Below are 18,805 nucleotides of genomic sequence, written 5' to 3' on the forward strand. Positions count from 1 at the left end.
AGTAATGGAGGAAATGTAATGAAAGTATTAATCGCGGATGATGAACAAGATATGCTAAAAATTTTAAAAGCGTATTTTGAAAAAGAAGGCTTCGAAGTTTTATTAGCAAAGGATGGAGAGGAAGCACTTCAAATATTTTATGATGAGAAAATTGACTTAGCTATTTTAGATTGGATGATGCCGAAAAATAGTGGTATTACTGTCTGCCAGGAAATAAAAAAGAATTCAAGTGTAAAAGTATTAATGCTTACTGCGAAAAGTGAAAGTGAAGATGAATTAGCAGCTCTTCAAAGCGGGGCAGATGAGTATGTAAAAAAACCATTTCATCCAGGAGTGCTAATAACCCGAGCGAAAAAGCTTGTGCAGCATGAAGATGTTATTCAAGTTCAAGATTTAAAAATAGATTTCACCAAAAATAAAGTATATAAAAATGAGAAAGAATTAGACATTACAAAGACAGAATTACAATTAATAAAGTGCTTTTTAAATCATAAAGGCACGATTTTAACGCGAAAAAAGTTGTTAGATATCGTCTGGGGATTTGATTATTTCGGGGAAGAGCGAACGGTTGATACGCATGTAAGAAGGTTGCGTAAAAAAATAGGAGAAAATATTATAAAGACACATCGTGGTTTAGGATACAGTTTGGAGGAAGAGTGTGAATAAGCTCGGTAAAAAGTTATTTTTCAGCATTTCTTTAACAGTCATCCTTATTTTTGCCATCTCTTTATTATTAATTAACTATTTTTTACCAAAATATAATGTGCACAAAACACGTGAAAGCTTAGAAAGCATTACAGCGGAAATACAGTCGATACCGCGTGAAGAACTTGATGATGCTATAAATCGCATTGAAAATGAAGGTAATGTTACGATTGCATATACATCAATAAATAATTCAGAAGATGCTATTAATGAAGAATTACGCATGCAACTTACAAAAAAGAGAGTGGCACTAAACAAACTTTGGATTACGAAAGAAGAAATAATGAAAGTGAAGAACGTCGGTCAATCAAATAAAATTTATGATCAAGAGAAGATCAAATCTAGTTTTTTTGTAAAGTACATTGCGAAAGAAGATAAGTTAATTTTAGTAGGGGTTTCTATCGCAAATTCAAATGAAGTGATAAAAACACTTAATTCATTTTATTTATACATTTTAGGATTTTCGATTTTTCTTATTATCGTGCTCGTTTGGATTCTTTCAAAAACAATCACTACTCCACTGAAAGAATTAAGTGATGTCGCAGAAGATATTTCACGTCTGAAATTTAAACGGACGAAAGTTAAAACGAATGATGAAATAGGTGATTTAGCAAATAGTATTAACATCATGAGTGATAAATTACATGAAGCACATCAAGATTTAACAGATCGAAATGACCACTTAAAACGATTTATGGGCGATGTAACTCATGAATTAAAAACACCAATCGCATTAGTAAAAGCATATTCTATAGGAATAAAAGATGGTTTAGATGATGGCACATATGTTGATACAATCATTAAACAAACAGATCAAATTTCAAATTTAATTGAAGAGTTATTGCGATTTTCTAAACTAGAAAGAGATATTTTACAAAAAGAAGAATTCCCTATTGAACCACTAGTCCAAAGTATAATAGATAAGCATAAAATTGAACTGGATTCGAAAGAAATCAAGTTGCAAGTGAACTATAGTGCTGGTGATACGATTGTTTATGCTGATTTAAATAAAATGAGAATGGTCTTTCAAAATTTAATCTCTAATGCGATAAAATATACAACGAATCAAAATATACAAATCACATTAGAAGAGAAAAATGACGTTGTGTATTTTCAAATTCAAAATGGTATTGCTGCTGAGGGCAGTAAAGAGATAGATCAAATTTGGGAACCTTTTTACGTATTAGAATCTTCTCGTAGTAAAGAAAAATCAGGTACTGGATTAGGACTAGCGATTGTAAAAAGTATTTTAGAAAGGCATGGATTTGAATACGGGGTTTCGGTAGTAGATGGGGAAATACAATTTTATACGTATATAGATAGGAACTAATTGTTATTAGTTCCTTTTCTTGTATATAAAAAGATTTGATAGTTCTACAAATTTCCCAACTTTTTATAAATATAAACTGAATTTTCTGTATTTTTAATGTATAGTAAGAGAAGGAACATATGGGGAGGGAAGGGCATGAAGCAAAAGAAATTAGCAATTACACTTTCAGCTATAGTATCTTTAACAATTACTTCAGGAGTTTCTAGTATAACTGCACATGCGGAAAATAAGGAAGGGAGCTTCTTAAAAGAGAATGATGTTAAGTTAAATGGACAAGTTTCAGAAGCTTTAACTCCAAATACGAAAATTCAATTGGAAAATGGGATGACAAAACCAATCTATTCACTTGATGAAGCCATTGTAGAAGATCTATTTGTAGAGACAGAAGTTGATAGTGATCGAGATGGTAAAAAAGATCGTGTATCAGTAAAGGTTATGCGTCCAAAGACGAATCCAGATGTGAAAGTTCCCGTTATTTATGAAATGAGTCCATATCGAGCTGGTTTAAAAGATGTTCCTGTTTATAATGTTGATGAAGAATTGTATGCGTATGGAGGAAAACCGTATGGGGCAGTTAATCTTGGATCGTATGGTAATTATTATGTTCCGAGAGGATATGCAGTCATTTTAGGTGAAAGTATCGGAACTGGAAAATCAGATGGATGTCCGACAACTGGAGATGAGCAAGAAATACTTGGGACGAAGTCTGTCATTGATTGGGTGAATGGTCGTGCAAAAGCATATACAGAGGATGGTAAGGAAGTAAATGCAAATTGGTCTACGGGAAATGTAGGGATGACAGGGGTTTCTTATAATGGTACGTTACCAAATGCTGTCGCAACGACAGGAGTGGAAGGGTTAAAAACAATTATCCCAATCGCAGCGATTAGTAGTTGGTATGACTATTATCGTGCAAATGGGGCAGTAATTGCACCAGGAGGTTATCAAGGAGAAGATACAGACAATATGGCAGAAGCAGTACTAACAAGAAAGAACCCTGAAGTTTGCGGGCAAATTATTAAAGAACTAACAGCTGGACAAGATCGTAAAACAGGCGATTATAACGAATTTTGGGATAAACGTAACTATGTAAAAGATGTAAAAAATGTGAAAGCAAGTGTATTTGTTGTTCATGGGCTAAATGATTGGAATGTAAAAACGAAGCAGTTTTCACAGTGGTGGGAAGCTCTTGGCGAAAATAATGTTCCTCGTAAAATGTGGTTACATCAAGGTGGGCACGGCGGAACATCAAGTAATAACTGGCAACAAACGCAAAATAAATGGTTCGATTATTGGTTATATGGAATTGAAAATGGGATTATGGATGAACCGATGGTAGATGTACAACGTGAAAATAAATCGTGGCAAAAAATAAAGAATTGGCCAGATCCAGCGGCTGTACCATCAAAAGTCCGTATGTATTTAAATAATAAAGCAGTCAATCTACCATTAAGTATGGGATCAGTAAACAATGTTTTCTCATTAGTAGATGATGCTAAAATAAAGTCAAATCAACTAGTAGAAAACCCTGAGTTAGAAATAGCGAATCGATTAGTATATACAATGCCTGTACTGCAAAAAGATATGCGAATAAGTGGTACGCCTAAGATTTCAATAAAAGGAAATATTGATCGATCTGTTTCAAATTTAACAGCTTTACTCGTTGATTACGGCGGAGCGAAGCCTGAAATTGTAACGAGAGGTTGGATGGATCCGCAAAACTTAAATAGTATAGAAAATTCAACAGCGATTCAACCTGGTAAAGATTATACATTTACATGGGACATGCAGCCAGATGATTACGTATTTAAAGCAGGACATCAAATGGGGGTCGTTTTAATCGCAAGTGACTACGATTATACAATTAGACCGAAAGCAGGAACAAAGCTTACGGTGAAATTGAGTGAAGTAACATTACCGATTGTGAAATAAATGGTTTTTGATGAAGAGCTTACTATAGTAAGCTCTTTGTTTATAATCAGAATTTTCAACTTTGATATGTTCAATCGTGAGGAAATAGTATACAATGGAAATATATTACATAGAAAGTGAGTGATAAATTATGATAGTCAGCTCTTTCGAATTCTCATTAAAATTTGAGGTACGGAAAGATTAAGTAAATTAAAATCTTCCGTACACATAAAACGGAGGAGAAAATAAATGTTTAGTTTTTATAGTACACTTTGTACAGAACTTTATGATTACACAAAACCTGTCGGTTACTCTTTGAATGGTGATATTGAATATTATCAAGACCGTTTGAATAATTGTGGGGGCAGAATTCTCGAAGCAGCAGTAGGATCAGGGCGTGTCATTATACCACTTCTTGAAGCTGGTTTTAAAGTTGATGGGATAGATTATTCGCCTGAAATGCTAGATTCTTGCCGAAAGCGTTGTAAAGAAAGAAGTTTAAATCCTAATTTATATCAAGGAAGCTTACAACAATTTTCACTGCCACATAAATATGAAGCGATAATAATTCCTACTGGCTCCTTTTGTTTAATTGAAAATCGTGATGATTCTATAAAAGCTTTGAAATGTTTTTATCAACATCTTAATCCAGGTGGGCGTTTAATTGTAGACCTTGGACTTCCGTATGATTGGAAGAAAGGTGAGATTCATACATCGACTTTTTCGTTACCAAGTGGAGATGGGATTACACTAGAAAATAAATCAATTGAAATAGATTGGCTTAACCAAGTAACTGTATCATATTTAAAATATGAAAAATGGAGTAAAGGACAGTTAGTACAAACTGAACTCCAACGCTTTGCAATGCGTTGGTACGGAATAGAAGAGTTTAGACTCCTTTTAGAAAGTATAGGTTTCTCTAACATTACTTGCTCTGCGGACTATGTTTATGAAAAAGCGCCGTCAAATGCAAATCAAATTATTACTTTTGAAGCTGTGCGAGAAGAATAATACAAGAATTATTCATGAAAATAAGGTAATCGACATAACATCGACTGCCTTATTTTTAATTTAAGGAGAAGTTTCGATTGTAAATTACTTAAATGTTGTTACGCTTTCATTGTCCAAGCATTCTCTAACTAACTACATATACTATTTATGTTAAAGTCAGTCACTATTTTAAATAGACTGCTATTTTACTATAAATGATACTTTAGAGTAGTGGGAGGAATAAATTTGGAGAACGAAGAACAAGGAAGAATTGAAAATCAAGTGTATTCTAATCGAGTATTAAGATCGGAATTTGATGAGAATTGGGCAACTTGTATTTCGAAAAGTGGATATGTAATATATACGGCTACAAGTGACAATGCGGAAGTAGTAGTTTTACTTTCTGATGGTTCAAGAAAATTATTAATCTTTGAAAAAGGCGGTAAAGTAATAGTAGGCGGTGGTGGAACAAGTCATTATAGTAAACCGCATATTGCAAGAGATATTCTATAAGGTTAAAAATGCTAATCAAAAAGACACTGACAGTCCCATGATTTTCAATTTGTATATATGTGTATCATTTTGTAAGGGAAATAAGATGAAAAAGATCTTTAATTATTAAAGGTCTTTTTTGTTTTATTCATACATAATTTCCATAGAGGTGAGCTAATTATGAAAAATATTGGTGCATTCTATGTTCTTTCTGGAGTTCTTCTTTTTGGCCTTACATATATAACCACTGCAATTTACGGGAGTTCATTAGAAATTTGGGATAGACCAAGCGGAAAATTCTTTACTGCATTTTATGAAATTCATGGTACAATTTTATCGATAATTTCAATTTGTTTTATTATAGTGGGAATATACTGTATACATAAAAAAGTGTAGTGAAAACCAATCAGCCTTTCATGTACTATACATGAAAGGCTGATTGGTTTTATGTATTGAAAGAGTTTTTTATAAGAATTGTAGTTTTTAGGTTGATAGTTAAAAATGTAACTGCTTAAGTATGATTAAAGTTATTTTGTCAAATGAATGTCACATAAAAATCTTATAGTTTATATAGAAGGTGAAACATACATAAAGCAGGAGATGAAATGATGAAAAAGGCGCTACAATATATATTCATATTACTTACGCTATTTACTTTAAGTTATGTAATTTTTACTAATTATGAAAAACAGAAAGAGATTAAAAATAATAAACAAGTAATTAGTGAGGTTGCAAAGAGGTATGGTATTCCAGATTGGATACCATTATCTATTGCTGATCATGAAACGAAGTTTAATCGAAAAGCGATAGGGGACAATGGAACATCTTTCGGATTATTCCAATTGCATCGCGGTGGATTAGCACCAGCACAATTATCGGAAGAGAGCTTAATGGATTCACAAATAAATGCAACAATAGCGATTTCTAATATGGTTAAATCGTATGAACGCGGTGTGAAAAAAGGCTTGGCTGATTGGGATTTACTTAAATATATTGCCAATACATCAGGATGGCCAGGAAACTTAGGGGGAGAATGGACGGATAATAATACAAAATATAATAAAGGGCTAGAACAATCATATCAATTATATAAGTAAGAGAGATACATATAAAAGGCATTTCCAATTTGGGGAAATGCCTTTTATATGTTATAGTATAATAGCGTTTAAAAGGTATTATATATCGATATATCTTTAATTTTGTTATGTAGTATTTTTATATTAAATAATTGCTAAAATCATTTTTTTATATAAGGAGTAATAATTAGGAACATGAAAAATATAGATTTTATACTAGAAAGCGATGAAACATTAAAACCGTCAGAACGATTAGTACTATTATTATTAGAGAAGCATAGAATGTTATACACGAATGATCTATTAGCTCTTTCAAATTTATCATATAAAACATTAACGGATTCACTAACAGCACTCGTTTTAAAGTCTTATGTACTGAAAGATACAGGTAAGGGAAGAAGACAGAATTGTTATAGATTAGTATGATAAGAGTACTGCTATAGAGCTTAGTTACATATGTTTTTTCAAATGTAAGGATAAATCTAATTTTTGTTTCCAAATGAAAAAATCTTTTAATGTAAGTAAATAGCCCGTTTCGATATGCAAATAGTTCATGGCTGCTAAATATATAATTTTATTTCATTTTTATTAATGCTAATTCGTTGTAAATAAAAACGCTAATTTTTTAAAAATTATAAAAATGAATTTCAAAAACAATCTACTCATTAGAGGGGGTTGTTTTTTTATTAGAATAACCAATTGTAAAAATAATATTGTTATGTAAACTTAATTGTTTAGAAAGGAACATGTGAGTATAAATAGAATTTATAAAGTGGTACTTAATATCTGTATACATGGAGGTTCATTATGGAAAAAATCATATCAATATCGCAAGCAGTCATAAGCGGAGAAAAAGAAAAAGTAGTGGAGATAATAAACTTGGATCAAGGTATTGTAAATTCATTTAGTGAAGATGGTTGGACACCGCTTCATTTAGCTGCTTATTTTGGACAGAAAGAAATTGCAAGCTTCCTTTTAGAACAGGGTGCAGATATACATATTAGAGCAAAAAACGAAAATGAAAATACATCTCTTCAAGCAGCAATTGCGAATAAGCAAAGCGAGCTTGTAGCTTTCTTAATTGAAAAGGGATCAGATGTGAATGCTGTGCAAAGTGGTGGCTGGACAGGACTTCATGAAGCAGCGTTATTAGGAGATGAAGAAATCATTATATTACTTCTTGAAAATGGTGCTAATAAAATGATTAAGAAAAATGATGGGAAAACCGCATATGATATTGCTTTAGAAAAAGGGCATGAGTCCCTATTACATCATTTGCAAGAGGAAGTGAGCTTATGATGAGCCACTGGAATGTAGGGATTTTTCTTTTTAATGAAGTGGAAGTGTTAGATTTTGCGGGCCCATTTGAAGTGTTTTCCGTTACAGCAACAAGTGAAGGTCAACCATTTATAGTTCATACTGTTAGTCAAGATGGAGAAATGATTACAGCGCGAAATGGATTAAAGGTACAACCGGACTATAGTATCGAAAACTTGCCTCCAGTTGATATTTTAATTATTCCTGGTGGGTTAGGTGTTAGAGAAAACGAAATGAAAAATGAAATAATAACAAATTGGATCCGCGAGCAAATGAAAGAAGTAAAGTTAATGACTTCTGTTTGTACCGGTGCGCTTTTACTTGCGAAAGCTGGATTACTCGATGGCTTAAAAGCGACAACACATGGGGCAAGTATTGAAAGTTTTAGAAATGATTTTCCGAATATTGAAGTATTAGAAAATGTAAAGTTTGTAGATGAGGGGCATATTATTACGTCTGGTGGAATTTCAGCCGGAATTAACATGTCATTTCATATTGTGAAAAACTTGTTAGGTGCTCGGATTGCTGAAGAAACAGCGAAGAGAATGGAATATGATGTAGATTTAAAATATTAAAAGTAAAACAAGACCAGCAGTTGGGTGTTTTCAACTGCTGGTCTTGTTTTATAGTGAACGAATATATGCTAATTCTTCATCTGTAAAAAGGGGACGAGTTGACGCACCTGTGTTTTCTTTTGCTTGCTTTTCTGTTTTCGCACCAGGAATTGCGACCGATACCGCTGGATGAGTGAGGACATAACGAAGTGCAAGTTGCCCTAAGGTTTGATTTTCATTTGAGAGTAATCGTAGTTTCTCTACTTTTTGTAAATCTTTTTGAAACCAAGTTTCTTTTGGCCATTCTTTTCGTAAATCTCCGTCAGGAAAAGTTGTTTTATTTGTAAACTTTCCAGTTAATATCCCCATTTTTAAAGGGCCGCGTATAACAGTTCCTAAATTGTTCTCTTGTAGGAAGGGCAGTATGTCGCTTTCTGGTTTTCGGTTTAATATGTTGTAATCAAGTTGCACAACATCAATTTCATCGTTTTTATTGAAGTGTTTTATATATTGTAGGTCGTGAGTTGAAACACCAACAGCTCTTACTTTTCCGTCCCGTTTTAATATTTCAAATGCGCGTAAAAATGCTTCTGTTTCTTCTTGTTTATCCCACCAAATGTGACAGAAATAAACATCAATATAATCTGTTTCTAGGCGCAGTAAGCTAGTTTCAAATACTGCGATCACTTTTTCGGCAGTATTATAAACAGGCTCTCCACTTGGATCATAGTGATGCCCAATTAAACCGCCTTTCGTTGATAAAATGATATTATTACGATGCTCTCTTATCGCTTGATTTACTAACCTTTCACTGTGTCCTAATCCGTATACATCAGCAGTATCAATAAAGTTTACGCCGCATTCAATTGCTTTTTTCATAGCGGTTATAGATTGTTTGTCGTTAACAGGACCCCATTCATCGCCGCCAATCGCCCACGCTCCAAAGCCAATTTCAGAAACAATAATTCCAGTTTTACCTAATGTACGGTAGTGCATCGCTTTTCCTCCTTGTATGCATGTTATAACATCGGTATGCCAAAAGTGGAATTTATGTGTGTAAAAATGTTTTCTACAATTGGGGAAAAAGAATAACATAAACTACTATTTTATAGCAGCATAAATAAAAATTTTCATTTTAAATACAGAGATGTCGTCGAACGTTATCTCTAATTGGTTAATTTGTGAGATTTTTTTGTGAAGGAGCTTATTTTATAAGAATAGAATTTAAGTTAGTAAGAGATCGTGCCTATGGTAGTGAAAAAATATGGGTTAGGGGGATTTGAAAATGAGGAAACTCAAAAGAGTAAATGTTCCTAATATACCAGAGCAACTATCACAGCCTAACGACAATCGAACTATAAATAAGAAGAAGTTAAGGCGCTTTATTTTCATGTTCATTTTTATCGCTGCGACTACTTTGTACGTTCAATATATTTTAACGAAACAACAAGAAGTAATTAATGGCAAAAAAAATACAATAACGAACCAAAAGAAACAATTAGTTTCTTTAAAGAAAGATCAAGGTTCTTTAAAGACTAACATCGAGAATTTAACGGATAATGAAGAAGAAATTTTAAAGTTTGCGAGAAAAGAGTATCAATTTTCTAAGTCAAACGAAACAATATTCGTATTGCCAAAGTGAAGTGGTGGAACAGTTAGCGATAGCTAACTGTTTTTTGATGTATGAGGAAAAATGGTGTTTGTAGTGTGAATGTCATGGTACAAGGAGCAATGACATATTGTAAAAATGAGAAGTTTGAGCCATTTTTAATTGTTTTAAGAGATTTTCATAATTATGGAATATATGTCAAAATAAATATTGTTAAAATTCTGTCAATTGTATATAATACAAGGTAAGCGGATACATTTTTTGATCAACGTTGAGTTAACAGCTCATACGTCTGTTAAGAAAACCGTTATCCTCGTATAAGAAAGGAAGATAGCTGTGTACGCTTCAAATACAATTTACGTCGTAGGGGATGCGAAAGCACCTCAAAATAATCCCATTACCGAAAAGTTCAAAAGTTATTTTGTAGCATTTGTACTTGAGAAGGATACAGGGGAAATTGTAGATGCAGATTGCTCAGCAACAATTGCATTAACATCTCAATTTGTTAAATATTTATTTCTACATAAAAATATTAATGACCCAGCATTAGTAACAGAAATAAAAAATCGTTATTTCGGTTCGTCTCAAAAGGCGTTGCTTGTAGCACTGAAAGATGCACAAAAAAAATATAATCAGATCGCTGCTTTGTCTACCCACTCATAGACAAAATCCAGCCGTAAGAATCTTCTTATGGCTGGATTTTTTTGTTTCGCATTAACGGGCAGAATAAAGCCTCCCGTGGATTAAAGTATCACTCTATAAACAACGAAAGGATGAACAAAATGAAAATTACCGATGTGAAGGTAAACCGCCGACATGTAAAGCTTCATACACCGTTTAAAACAGCGCTTCGTACTGTAACGGAAATCGAAAGTATAGATGTGTTTATTCATACAGATGAAGGAATTGTTGGAAAAGGAGCTGCTGCAGCAACGCCGGTTATTACAGGTGATTTTGCCAACGGGATGGAGGAAGCAATATTAGGACCAATTCGTTCTGTATTAGTTGAAAAAGATGTACTGCAATTTCAAACGTTATTGTTACACATTCAAATGAGTTGTATAAGAAATACAAGTGCAAAAGCGGCGGTAGATATGGCTTTATACGATGTGTATTGTCAATTTCACAACATACCGTTATACGCATTACTAGGTGGAAAGAAAGAGATTTATACTGATATTACAGTAAGTGTAGATGAACCTTTATTAATGGCAAAAGAAGCGAAAAAGCATATTGAAAAGGGATTCCAAACACTAAAAATTAAGGTGGGTAAAGAGGCACATTTAGATTTGGAACGCATAGAGGCAATTCGAAATGTAGTGCCAAAGAATACGACGTTACGTTTAGATGCAAATCAAGGATGGAAACCGAAAGAAGCGGTTTCTATTATTAGAGAAATGGAGGATAGAAATTTAAATATAGAATTTGTAGAACAACCAGTTCATGCGAAAGATTGGGAAGGATTAAAGTACGTGAAGGACAATGTACAAACGTCTATTATGGCAGATGAAAGTATGTTTTCGGCAAGCGACGCATTAAAGATTGTCCAAGGAGGATATGCAGACCTACTTAATATTAAATTAATGAAATGCGGTGGTATTCGAGAAGCATGGAAAATTGCGGATATTGCGGAAGCAGCAGGTGTGAAATGTATGGTTGGAAGTATGATGGAATCTTCACTTTCAGTTAGTGCTGTTGCACATTTAGCTGCGGCTCATCCGAACATTCATTACTTTGATCTTGATGCACCGTTATGGTTAGTAGAAGAGCCAGAAGGAATGACTTACACTGGTCCAAAGGTAAACCTGCATTCTGTAGTGAATATACAATCTTAGAAGTAGTACCTAGTAAACTATCTTTTAAGGGGGATATATATGAAAAAAGTAGGAACTGTATTTTTAACAACTTTATTTATATTTTCATCGTTTACATCGGCAAATGCTGAAGAGAAGAAGGATAATAAAGCATTTATAGATGTATCTGCTGCAACGCTTTGGACTGCGCCTGATTCATTACGACCAATTGATGCACCGAGCACAACAAATCCAGTTGATTTGTGGAAGTGGACGAAATCAATGACGCTTGATGAGAAGCTTTGGTTAACGAGTGCAAATAAATTAGAAACGCAAGCGCTACTCGGTCAAGAGGTAACGGTCATTGATAAAAAAGGTGATTGGGTAAAAGTACTAGTGCATGGACAGCCAACGCCGCGAAATGAGGAAGGGTACCCAGGGTGGATGCCTGAAAAACAATTAACGTATAATCAAGAATTTGCAGATAAGGCAGGACAGCCTTTCGTTTTAATTACAAAACCGACAGCTATTTTATATATAAACCCTTCTGGAAAACATAAATCACTGGAAGTCAGCTATAATACGCGACTGCCGCTATTAAGTGAAGATACGATTTCATACCGCGTGTTGTTGCCAAATGGTCAGAAGGCGTGGCTACGGAAAAATGATGGAACTGTTCACCGTTCTCAAAATGATATCCTTGCGCCAACAGCTGATGATTTAATAAACACTGGCAAGATGTTTTTAGGATTACCATATATATGGGCTGGTACAAGTGGGTTTGGTTTTGATTGCTCTGGATTTACACATACGATTTATAAATCACATGGCATTACAATACCGAGGGATTCTGGGCCACAATCAAAAGCGGGAATTGCGGTTGATAAAGAAAACCTACAAAAGGGCGATTTAATATTCTTTGCACATAACCAAGGAAAAGGTAGTGTTCATCACGTTGGAATGTATATTGGTGATGGAAATATGATTCACTCACCAAGAGCTGAAAGATCAGTTGAAATTATTCCGTTAAATACACCAGGATATATAGAAGAATACGCTGGTGCTCGTCGTTACTTACCTTAAAAAATAGAGGGGGTTTTCAAATGAAAAAAATTGTTCGTTACTCATTAGTTAGTACTCTATTAGTTTCGTCATTTTTAGTGGGCTGCGCAAAAGAAAAAACAACGACAAAGCCGAAAGATGAGAAGAAAGTATTACAGCTACTAGAAACGGGTGAAATTCCATCGTTAAATTCAGGAAAAGTAACAGACGCCGTATCGTTTAACGTTTTGAATAATGTAATGGAAGGGCTGTTCCGTTTATCGAAAAATGATGAAGTGATTCAAGCGGAAGCACAAAAATATGAAGTGAGTAAAGATGGAAAGACTTATACATTCCACTTGCGTGATACGAAATGGTCTAACGGAGATCCAGTAACAGCACAAGATTACGTATATGCTTGGAAGCAACTTATTAATCCAGATACAGCCTCGCAATATGCGTATATTGCGTACGATGTGAAAAATGCGGAAAAAATAAATAAGAAACAATTAGGATTAGAAGAATTAGGTGTGAAAGCAAAAGATGATAAAACGTTCGTTGTGGAATTAGAACATCCGGTACCGTATTTTACAAAACTACTTATTTTACCGTCGTTCTATCCAATTAATGAAAAGTTTGCGAAAGAGCAAGGTGATAAATACGGGTTAGAGGCAAATAAAGCAGTGTATAATGGGCCATTTACGTTGTCGGAGTGGAAGCACGAAGCAAGTTTTACAATGAAGAAAAATGATAAGTATTGGGATAAAAAAGAAGTGAAGTTAGATGAAGTAAACTATCAAATTGTTAAAGAAATTTCAACTGCGGTAAATTTATATGAAACGGATAAGGTTGATAGAGCGGTCATTTCTACAGAATTCGTAGATAAATATAAAACTAATAAGGAACTGAAACAATATACAGATCCAGTAATGTATTTCTTCCGTTTCAATGAAAATGTACCGATTCTTAAAAATAAAAATGCGCGTCTGGCGTTAAGTACAGTGTTTGATAAGAAGGGTCTTGCGATTTCATTTTTAAATGATGGTTCTGTTGCTGCAAACTACTATGTACCAAAAGGGTTTTTAAAAGGTCCAGATAAGAAAGACTTTAGAAGTACAGCGGGCGAGTTTAATAAGACAGACGTAAAACTGGCAAAAGAATATTGGGAAAAGGCAAAGCAAGAAACAGGAACGAATGAAGTAACGCTTGAGTTATTAAACTATGACTTAGAAAACTTTAAAAAAGTAGGCGAATATATTAAAGAACAGCTTGAGAAAAACTTACCTGGGCTAAAAGTAAATGTGAAATTACAACCACATACGCAAAAACTAGCGTTAGAGAAGAAAAAAGAATATGAAATGTCTTTATCCCGCTGGTTACCTGATTATCCAGATCCAATGACGTACTTAGAAGTTTTCCTTTCGGGAAGTACCGTAAATAATACAGGATATGCAAATCCAGAATATGATGCGTTAATTAAGAAAATTAAAACTGAATTAGGTAATGATGAAAAAGCCCGTTGGAAGGCATTGCAAGATGCGGAAAAAATGCTCTTTGATGATGCAGTAATCGCACCAGTATTCCAGCGCGGATTATCTTACTTACAAAAACCATACGTAAAAGAATTATATGTACATCAATTTGGCCCAGCAACAAGCTTGAAATGGGCAGATGTACAAAAATAAAGTGATGGAGAAACAGACTTCACGTATGTGATAGTCTGTTTTTTCGTATAGCTTCCAATGAATTATAGACATTTTATATATTTTTTCACTGTTTAAAAATAAAATTATTACTAAATTTCCAGTGTGAAATATATGTAGAATCTTGTATAATTAACGTGTTTCTTTGGAAACATTTTCTTGCGCTATTTGTATAGGACTTAATAGAACAAGGAAGGAAATACATACATGTATATAATAGATAAATAGAATGGAACATGTATAGAGAAAAAGGAGAGAAAAAATGACGTGTCAAAAACAAGGGTTACAATTTAATAGTAATGGAAAGAGGAATATTTGATGAAGATGAAGCATGCTTTCGGACCAATTATTTTAGCCTGTGTACTTTTTTTCATTGTATTGCTTATTCCATCTAAAAGTTTAGTATCGCTAATTAGTGATAAAAAGATAGAAGATGCGGCAACGTCCTTACAAAAAGAAAAACTACAAAGTGTTTTCTTACAACAGAAAATGTTAGAGAATTCGCAGTATTTACCGATGTACGGTTCATCTGAATTTTTACGAATGGATGCATACCATCCATCTAACTATTTCAAAGTAAATCCAGCAGGTTTTACACCATTTTTAATTGGAACTGGCGGTACGCAAAGTTTAGCTCATATTTTAAATCTGACGTCTACAATGGATGATTTGGAAGGTAAAAAAGTCGTCTTTGTTCTTTCGCCACAATGGTTTACAAAAACAGGTGTATCACAAGGGGATTTTACTAATAATTTCTCCAAACAACAAGCATATCATTTTATTTTTAATGATGAAATTAAACCTGAAATGAAGAAGCAGATCGCGAAACGACTATTAGATTATAAAGTTGTTCAAAAAGATGATATATTAAAAAATTCATTAGAAGGTATTGTTTATAATGATACGAAACATAACATAAAAGCAGGTCTAGCCAAACCACTTGCTTATATGCACCGAAACATTTTAGATCATAGAGATTTATTTAATTCTTTATTTAAGATTGAACCGATGAAAGAGAAAACAAATATGGGACTACGTTCAATTTCTTGGGAGAATGCACGTAAACATGCGGAACAAGAAGGGCAAGCGGAGTCTACTACAAATACATTTGGAATTGAAAACCCGTATTACTATAAACATAATTTAAAGAAAAAATTAAAAGGCCTAAAAAATTTTAGAGCAAATGAATCGTATGATGAATCACCAGAATATGATGACTTACAAATTGTTTTAGATCTTTTCAAAGAAAAAAATGTTAAGCCACTCTTTATTTCTGTACCTGTAAATGGACCTTGGTATGATTACGCGGGTTTCCCGAAAGAACGTCGTGAAGTGTATTATACAAAGGTTAGAGAGAAAGTTGAGAAAGCAGGGTATCCAGTAGTCGATTTCTCTAGCCATGAATATGATAAGTATTTCTTAAAAGATACGATTCATTTAGGCTGGAAAGGCTGGATCTATTTTGATGAAGCTGTGCAGAAGTTTTATTCTGAGAAATAACAACTTAGAAACAGGAACGGCAATAAAGCCGTTCCTGTTTTTTAGTATAAAGGATTTTGGTGTGGGCAATTTGGAAAGGCGTGTATATCTTGAATTTGTCTAAAGTCATAATGTTTCATTGCAAATTGAGCTTGGTAAAGGTATTCATAAACAAATAATTGATTATTTTGTACGCCGCATAAAACGCCAGATGTCCCTTGCCCATTAATGAGTGAAACACCAACAGGGCGTCCAATTAAGTATGGTACTTTTTGCTGCCAGTGCATAGGGGAATCACTCCTTTTAAGTTACTATACGAATTATATGACTGAATTGTTGCTTATCCACGTAAATCTTAAACTGGAGGGGTTTTTATGTAATGTCTAGAAGTTATATATGAATCGATTATTAGTGTGAAAGAAGAAGGAATGAATTATGGAGAAAGAAAGTATTCTGGAAGAAAAGTTAAGACTAATAGAATGGTGTCAAACATTGAAGTGTGTAACTAATGATGTATGGTTTGAACCTTTTAGAAAAGGTTCATGGGGAATTGCGGATGTGATTTCACATTTTATCGTTTGGGATAAGTTTTTAATGAAGTTTAGAATTCCATACTTTTTAAGTGAACAATCTGTACCCAATGTTCCAACAGATGTTGAGGAAATGAATGAGGGTGCAATAAAATATGCGAGATCAGGTATTTCAAAAGAAGAACTAATAGATCAATTTAGCTTTACTCGTAAACAATTAGTGGAGCAAATTGAGCGGATTCCCACCCAATATTTTTATAATGACTACCAATTTGGTACAAAAAAAGTGAGATTAAATAATTACTTTTTGTCACTCATTCAGCATGACTTGAAGCATAAAGAAGAAATAATACAATTTTTAATACGTAATCAAGCCTATAATAAAAACCGCTATAATTCTGAATGAATTTTTAGCGGTTTTCTTATTATCTTAAGCAAGTTTTTTACGTTTTTTTGTCCACTTTTTTATTACGAAATATAAAAGAATAAGTACGACGCCACCGATAGCGAACGATTTCACATACGGTCCAGCAATATCATTAATATTCTCCCAGTTTTCACCTAGTTTTTCACCTAAATAAATAAAAATAATAGACCAAGGGATGATTGCAAGTGCCGTTAATGTAGTGAAACGTAGTAATGGCATTTTTGTAATACCAGCAGGGATTGAAATCGCATGACGCACTACTGGAATGAAGCGCGCTGTGAAAATTACGCCAGTTCCGTAACGATTAAACCAATCTTCGGCAGCATCGATTTGTTTTTTATGAATAAAAATATATTTTCCGTAACGTTCTAATATAGGGCGTCCACCGTATCGTCCAATCCAATAAATAAAGATTTGAGCAATAACGCCGCCAATAGTACCAAATACAACTGCACCAATAAATGAGATACTACCATTGAATACTAAGAATCCTGCATAAGCAAGGACAATTTCACTTGGAATAATCTCAATCATTAGTCCAAGCATAATGCCCCAATAACCTAATCCTTCAAAAAACGTTAATACTGAGTGAATAAAACTACTTAACATTGTTGCACCTTCTAATGTGTGGATTTTTGAATGTATGCCCTTTTACTTAATGACATAAAAGGTTCACTATATGTAGATTATACCTTATTTATATAGGGGATTGCTATTTCAATTCTTTTATGTCTCGTATAAGTATTATAGTAAAGGACATAAGCCCAGTTTTCATGAAGAGATAATGAAAAGTTTATTAAAAATTTCTCATATATTAATGATAATAGACTGAAAATTAAGTATAATAATATAGGTTTTAATTTACAAAATAGGAGGAGAATGTATGCATGTTGCAGATCCGATTTATGGCCAAATCTCTATTCATGATAGAGATATCCTTCAATTGATAAATACAAAAACATTTCAAAGGTTGGCCTATATTAAACAACAAGGACATACTTATTTTTTACATGAGAACGCAATACATACGAGGGAAGAACATTCGATAGGTGTATATGTACTAGTAAATAAAGTGATAGAACACCTTACTGAGATTGGTGATATACATTTATCGAAATATGAACGAAAGCTAGTATCTACTGTAGCTCTTCTACATGATGCTGGACATGGTCCATATTCACATTGTTTTCAGCAAATATCAGGTGAAGATCATGGTGAGTGGACGATACGAAACATTCAAGAGGATGAAAAAATACGCACGATTTTAAATCAGACTCCTGGATTATTAGATGATGTAACGAAAGCTTTAACAGAAGTTGGAGTTTTCCAATTATAGATGAACTATTATTTAATTCATTAGGAATGGATCAATTAGATTTTTGGAATAGAGATTTATATTATTCCTCGCTTGAATTCGAGTGCTTACGAATAGAAGGAGAAAAATCTTTCGTTCTATACCCCTGAGCTACAAAATTTCTTTTATAAAAGAAGATAGAGATAGAGGACTTTCTTCCGTTACAAGATGAAATGATTATAAATGAAATAAAGTGCTTTGCAAAATCAGATGACATAGAAATAGCAGCATTAATCCATCTTTATTTTTCAGCAACTAAAAGTTTGTCATTTGAAAAAGGAATAGAGGGTGATTATAAAAAGGAAAATAGCACCGCAGTGGTAATAACTGAGAAAAAGGCTTACAGTTCATACGTAGGTGGTATTTACGTTTATAGTGAGGGGCAGATAGAGGACATTTTAGAAAAATCGAATTTCATTCAAGAGATAGTAAAATTGCCTAAAAAAGAATATGCCTATTCAATTTGATTTGGTTCGAAAATAAAAAATGAATGA

Annotated in this window: 20 protein-coding genes and 2 pseudogenes; 19 read left to right on the plus strand and 3 right to left on the minus strand. The window is 33.4% G+C overall.

Annotated elements, in window-relative coordinates:
• Positions 1-18: 18 nt before the first annotated feature.
• The 10 genes from QCI75_RS12920 to QCI75_RS12965 all read left to right on the plus strand — a co-directional run bounded on the left by QCI75_RS12920 (position 19) and on the right by QCI75_RS12965 (position 8,396).
• The gene (locus tag QCI75_RS12920) at positions 19-666 is read left to right on the plus strand and encodes a response regulator transcription factor (protein WP_144507089.1); all 648 of its coding nucleotides are present in this window, start codon (positions 19-21) and stop codon (positions 664-666) included.
• Complete coding sequence (locus QCI75_RS12925; protein ID WP_144507090.1) at positions 659-2,035, plus strand: sensor histidine kinase; 1,377 nt, start codon at positions 659-661, stop codon at positions 2,033-2,035. The genes QCI75_RS12920 and QCI75_RS12925 overlap by 8 nt, the downstream gene beginning before the upstream one ends.
• A gap of 135 nt (positions 2,036-2,170) precedes the next feature.
• On the plus strand, positions 2,171-3,967 hold the full coding sequence (locus QCI75_RS12930; protein WP_353760610.1) for a Xaa-Pro dipeptidyl-peptidase: 1,797 nt from the start codon (positions 2,171-2,173) through the stop codon (positions 3,965-3,967).
• Between the two features lie 228 nt (positions 3,968-4,195).
• Positions 4,196-4,957, plus strand: coding sequence for a class I SAM-dependent methyltransferase (locus tag QCI75_RS12935; protein ID WP_144507092.1), 762 nt, complete (start codon positions 4,196-4,198; stop codon positions 4,955-4,957).
• 225 nt (positions 4,958-5,182) lie between these two features.
• Entirely contained in the window at positions 5,183-5,449 is a 267-nt protein-coding gene (locus tag QCI75_RS12940; protein WP_144507093.1) for a hypothetical protein, read from the plus strand.
• 159 nt (positions 5,450-5,608) lie between these two features.
• Entirely contained in the window at positions 5,609-5,824 is a 216-nt protein-coding gene (locus QCI75_RS12945) for a hypothetical protein (protein ID WP_353760611.1), read from the plus strand.
• A 209-nt stretch (positions 5,825-6,033) separates the two neighbouring features.
• Positions 6,034-6,525: a transglycosylase SLT domain-containing protein gene (locus QCI75_RS12950; protein WP_144507094.1), complete on the plus strand. Its 492-nt coding sequence runs from the start codon at positions 6,034-6,036 to the stop codon at positions 6,523-6,525.
• A 174-nt stretch (positions 6,526-6,699) separates the two neighbouring features.
• Positions 6,700-6,930 (plus strand): hypothetical protein, encoded by a 231-nt coding sequence (locus QCI75_RS12955; RefSeq protein ID WP_000789035.1) that lies wholly within the window; start codon positions 6,700-6,702, stop codon positions 6,928-6,930.
• Positions 6,931-7,311: 381 nt separating this feature from the next.
• Entirely contained in the window at positions 7,312-7,803 is a 492-nt protein-coding gene (locus QCI75_RS12960) for an ankyrin repeat domain-containing protein (protein ID WP_144507095.1), read from the plus strand.
• Positions 7,800-8,396, plus strand: coding sequence for a DJ-1/PfpI family protein (locus QCI75_RS12965; RefSeq protein ID WP_353760612.1), 597 nt, complete (start codon positions 7,800-7,802; stop codon positions 8,394-8,396). Before QCI75_RS12960 ends, QCI75_RS12965 begins: the two co-directional genes overlap by 4 nt.
• A 48-nt stretch (positions 8,397-8,444) precedes the next feature.
• On the opposite strand, the gene QCI75_RS12970 is transcribed toward QCI75_RS12965, so the two are convergent.
• Positions 8,445-9,371 (minus strand): aldo/keto reductase, encoded by a 927-nt coding sequence (locus QCI75_RS12970; RefSeq protein ID WP_353760613.1) that lies wholly within the window; start codon positions 9,369-9,371, stop codon positions 8,445-8,447.
• A gap of 289 nt (positions 9,372-9,660) precedes the next feature.
• Between QCI75_RS12970 and QCI75_RS12975 the strand changes: the two genes are divergently transcribed.
• The 7 genes and pseudogenes from QCI75_RS12975 (at position 9,661) to dltD (ending at position 16,021) form a co-directional block, all read left to right on the plus strand.
• Positions 9,661-10,017: an FtsB family cell division protein gene (locus QCI75_RS12975; RefSeq protein WP_088078723.1), complete on the plus strand. Its 357-nt coding sequence runs from the start codon at positions 9,661-9,663 to the stop codon at positions 10,015-10,017.
• A pseudogene (locus QCI75_RS30530) lies at positions 9,956-10,232 on the plus strand (hypothetical protein). The gene QCI75_RS12975 and the pseudogene QCI75_RS30530 overlap by 62 nt, the downstream one beginning before the upstream one ends.
• 88 nt (positions 10,233-10,320) lie before the next feature.
• Positions 10,321-10,647: a DUF3870 domain-containing protein gene (locus QCI75_RS12980; protein WP_002012954.1), complete on the plus strand. Its 327-nt coding sequence runs from the start codon at positions 10,321-10,323 to the stop codon at positions 10,645-10,647.
• A 110-nt stretch (positions 10,648-10,757) separates the two neighbouring features.
• Entirely contained in the window at positions 10,758-11,819 is a 1,062-nt protein-coding gene (locus QCI75_RS12985; RefSeq protein ID WP_353760614.1) for a dipeptide epimerase, read from the plus strand.
• A 39-nt stretch (positions 11,820-11,858) separates the two neighbouring features.
• On the plus strand, positions 11,859-12,860 hold the full coding sequence (locus QCI75_RS12990; protein WP_353760615.1) for a C40 family peptidase: 1,002 nt from the start codon (positions 11,859-11,861) through the stop codon (positions 12,858-12,860).
• Between the two features lie 20 nt (positions 12,861-12,880).
• Positions 12,881-14,503, plus strand: a complete 1,623-nt coding sequence (locus QCI75_RS12995) for a peptide ABC transporter substrate-binding protein (protein ID WP_353760616.1) — start codon at positions 12,881-12,883, stop codon at positions 14,501-14,503.
• 336 nt (positions 14,504-14,839) lie between these two features.
• The gene (gene dltD, locus QCI75_RS13000; protein WP_353760617.1) at positions 14,840-16,021 is read left to right on the plus strand and encodes a D-alanyl-lipoteichoic acid biosynthesis protein DltD; all 1,182 of its coding nucleotides are present in this window, start codon (positions 14,840-14,842) and stop codon (positions 16,019-16,021) included.
• A gap of 41 nt (positions 16,022-16,062) precedes the next feature.
• Here dltD and QCI75_RS13005 read toward each other — a convergent pair whose 3' ends face one another.
• On the minus strand, positions 16,063-16,287 hold the full coding sequence (locus QCI75_RS13005) for a hypothetical protein (RefSeq protein WP_002032598.1): 225 nt from the start codon (positions 16,285-16,287) through the stop codon (positions 16,063-16,065).
• Positions 16,288-16,435: 148 nt separating this feature from the next.
• Here QCI75_RS13005 and QCI75_RS13010 point away from each other — a divergent pair, with 148 nt between their 5' ends.
• Positions 16,436-16,936 carry a DinB family protein gene (locus QCI75_RS13010; RefSeq protein ID WP_144507102.1) on the plus strand — a complete coding sequence of 167 codons (501 nt, stop codon included), beginning with the start codon at positions 16,436-16,438 and terminating at the stop codon, positions 16,934-16,936.
• A gap of 24 nt (positions 16,937-16,960) precedes the next feature.
• Here QCI75_RS13010 and uptA read toward each other — a convergent pair whose 3' ends face one another.
• Positions 16,961-17,566: an undecaprenyl phosphate transporter UptA gene (gene uptA / locus QCI75_RS13015; RefSeq protein WP_353760618.1), complete on the minus strand. Its 606-nt coding sequence runs from the start codon at positions 17,564-17,566 to the stop codon at positions 16,961-16,963.
• A gap of 274 nt (positions 17,567-17,840) precedes the next feature.
• On the opposite strand from uptA, the pseudogene QCI75_RS13020 reads away from it, so the two are divergent.
• Positions 17,841-18,778: pseudogene (locus QCI75_RS13020) on the plus strand (HD domain-containing protein).
• Positions 18,779-18,805: the final 27 nt, after the last annotated feature.

It is taken from the genome of Bacillus cereus group sp. RP43, from assembly GCF_040459645.1.
Taxonomy (GTDB): Bacteria; Bacillota; Bacilli; order Bacillales; family Bacillaceae_G; genus Bacillus_A; species Bacillus_A mycoides_C.

Excerpts from the sequence above, each read along its gene's own strand:
- QCI75_RS12920 (WP_144507089.1), top strand. The coding sequence starts at position 19 with ATGAAAGTATTAATCGCGGATGATGAACAAGATATGCTAAAAATTTTA.
- QCI75_RS12930 (WP_353760610.1), top strand. The coding sequence starts at position 2,171 with ATGAAGCAAAAGAAATTAGCAATTACACTTTCAGCTATAGTATCTTTA.
- QCI75_RS12935 (WP_144507092.1), top strand. The coding sequence starts at position 4,196 with ATGTTTAGTTTTTATAGTACACTTTGTACAGAACTTTATGATTACACA.
- QCI75_RS12945 (WP_353760611.1), top strand. The coding sequence starts at position 5,609 with ATGAAAAATATTGGTGCATTCTATGTTCTTTCTGGAGTTCTTCTTTTT.
- QCI75_RS12950 (WP_144507094.1), top strand. The coding sequence starts at position 6,034 with ATGATGAAAAAGGCGCTACAATATATATTCATATTACTTACGCTATTT.
- QCI75_RS12955 (WP_000789035.1), top strand. The coding sequence starts at position 6,700 with ATGAAAAATATAGATTTTATACTAGAAAGCGATGAAACATTAAAACCG.
- QCI75_RS12960 (WP_144507095.1), top strand. The coding sequence starts at position 7,312 with ATGGAAAAAATCATATCAATATCGCAAGCAGTCATAAGCGGAGAAAAA.
- QCI75_RS12965 (WP_353760612.1), top strand. The coding sequence starts at position 7,800 with ATGATGAGCCACTGGAATGTAGGGATTTTTCTTTTTAATGAAGTGGAA.
- QCI75_RS12970 (WP_353760613.1), bottom strand. The coding sequence starts at position 9,371 with ATGCACTACCGTACATTAGGTAAAACTGGAATTATTGTTTCTGAAATT.
- QCI75_RS12975 (WP_088078723.1), top strand. The coding sequence starts at position 9,661 with ATGAGGAAACTCAAAAGAGTAAATGTTCCTAATATACCAGAGCAACTA.
- QCI75_RS12985 (WP_353760614.1), top strand. The coding sequence starts at position 10,758 with ATGAACAAAATGAAAATTACCGATGTGAAGGTAAACCGCCGACATGTA.
- QCI75_RS12990 (WP_353760615.1), top strand. The coding sequence starts at position 11,859 with ATGAAAAAAGTAGGAACTGTATTTTTAACAACTTTATTTATATTTTCA.
- QCI75_RS12995 (WP_353760616.1), top strand. The coding sequence starts at position 12,881 with ATGAAAAAAATTGTTCGTTACTCATTAGTTAGTACTCTATTAGTTTCG.
- dltD (WP_353760617.1), top strand. The coding sequence starts at position 14,840 with ATGAAGATGAAGCATGCTTTCGGACCAATTATTTTAGCCTGTGTACTT.
- QCI75_RS13005 (WP_002032598.1), bottom strand. The coding sequence starts at position 16,287 with ATGCACTGGCAGCAAAAAGTACCATACTTAATTGGACGCCCTGTTGGT.
- QCI75_RS13010 (WP_144507102.1), top strand. The coding sequence starts at position 16,436 with ATGGAGAAAGAAAGTATTCTGGAAGAAAAGTTAAGACTAATAGAATGG.
- uptA (WP_353760618.1), bottom strand. The coding sequence starts at position 17,566 with ATGTTAAGTAGTTTTATTCACTCAGTATTAACGTTTTTTGAAGGATTA.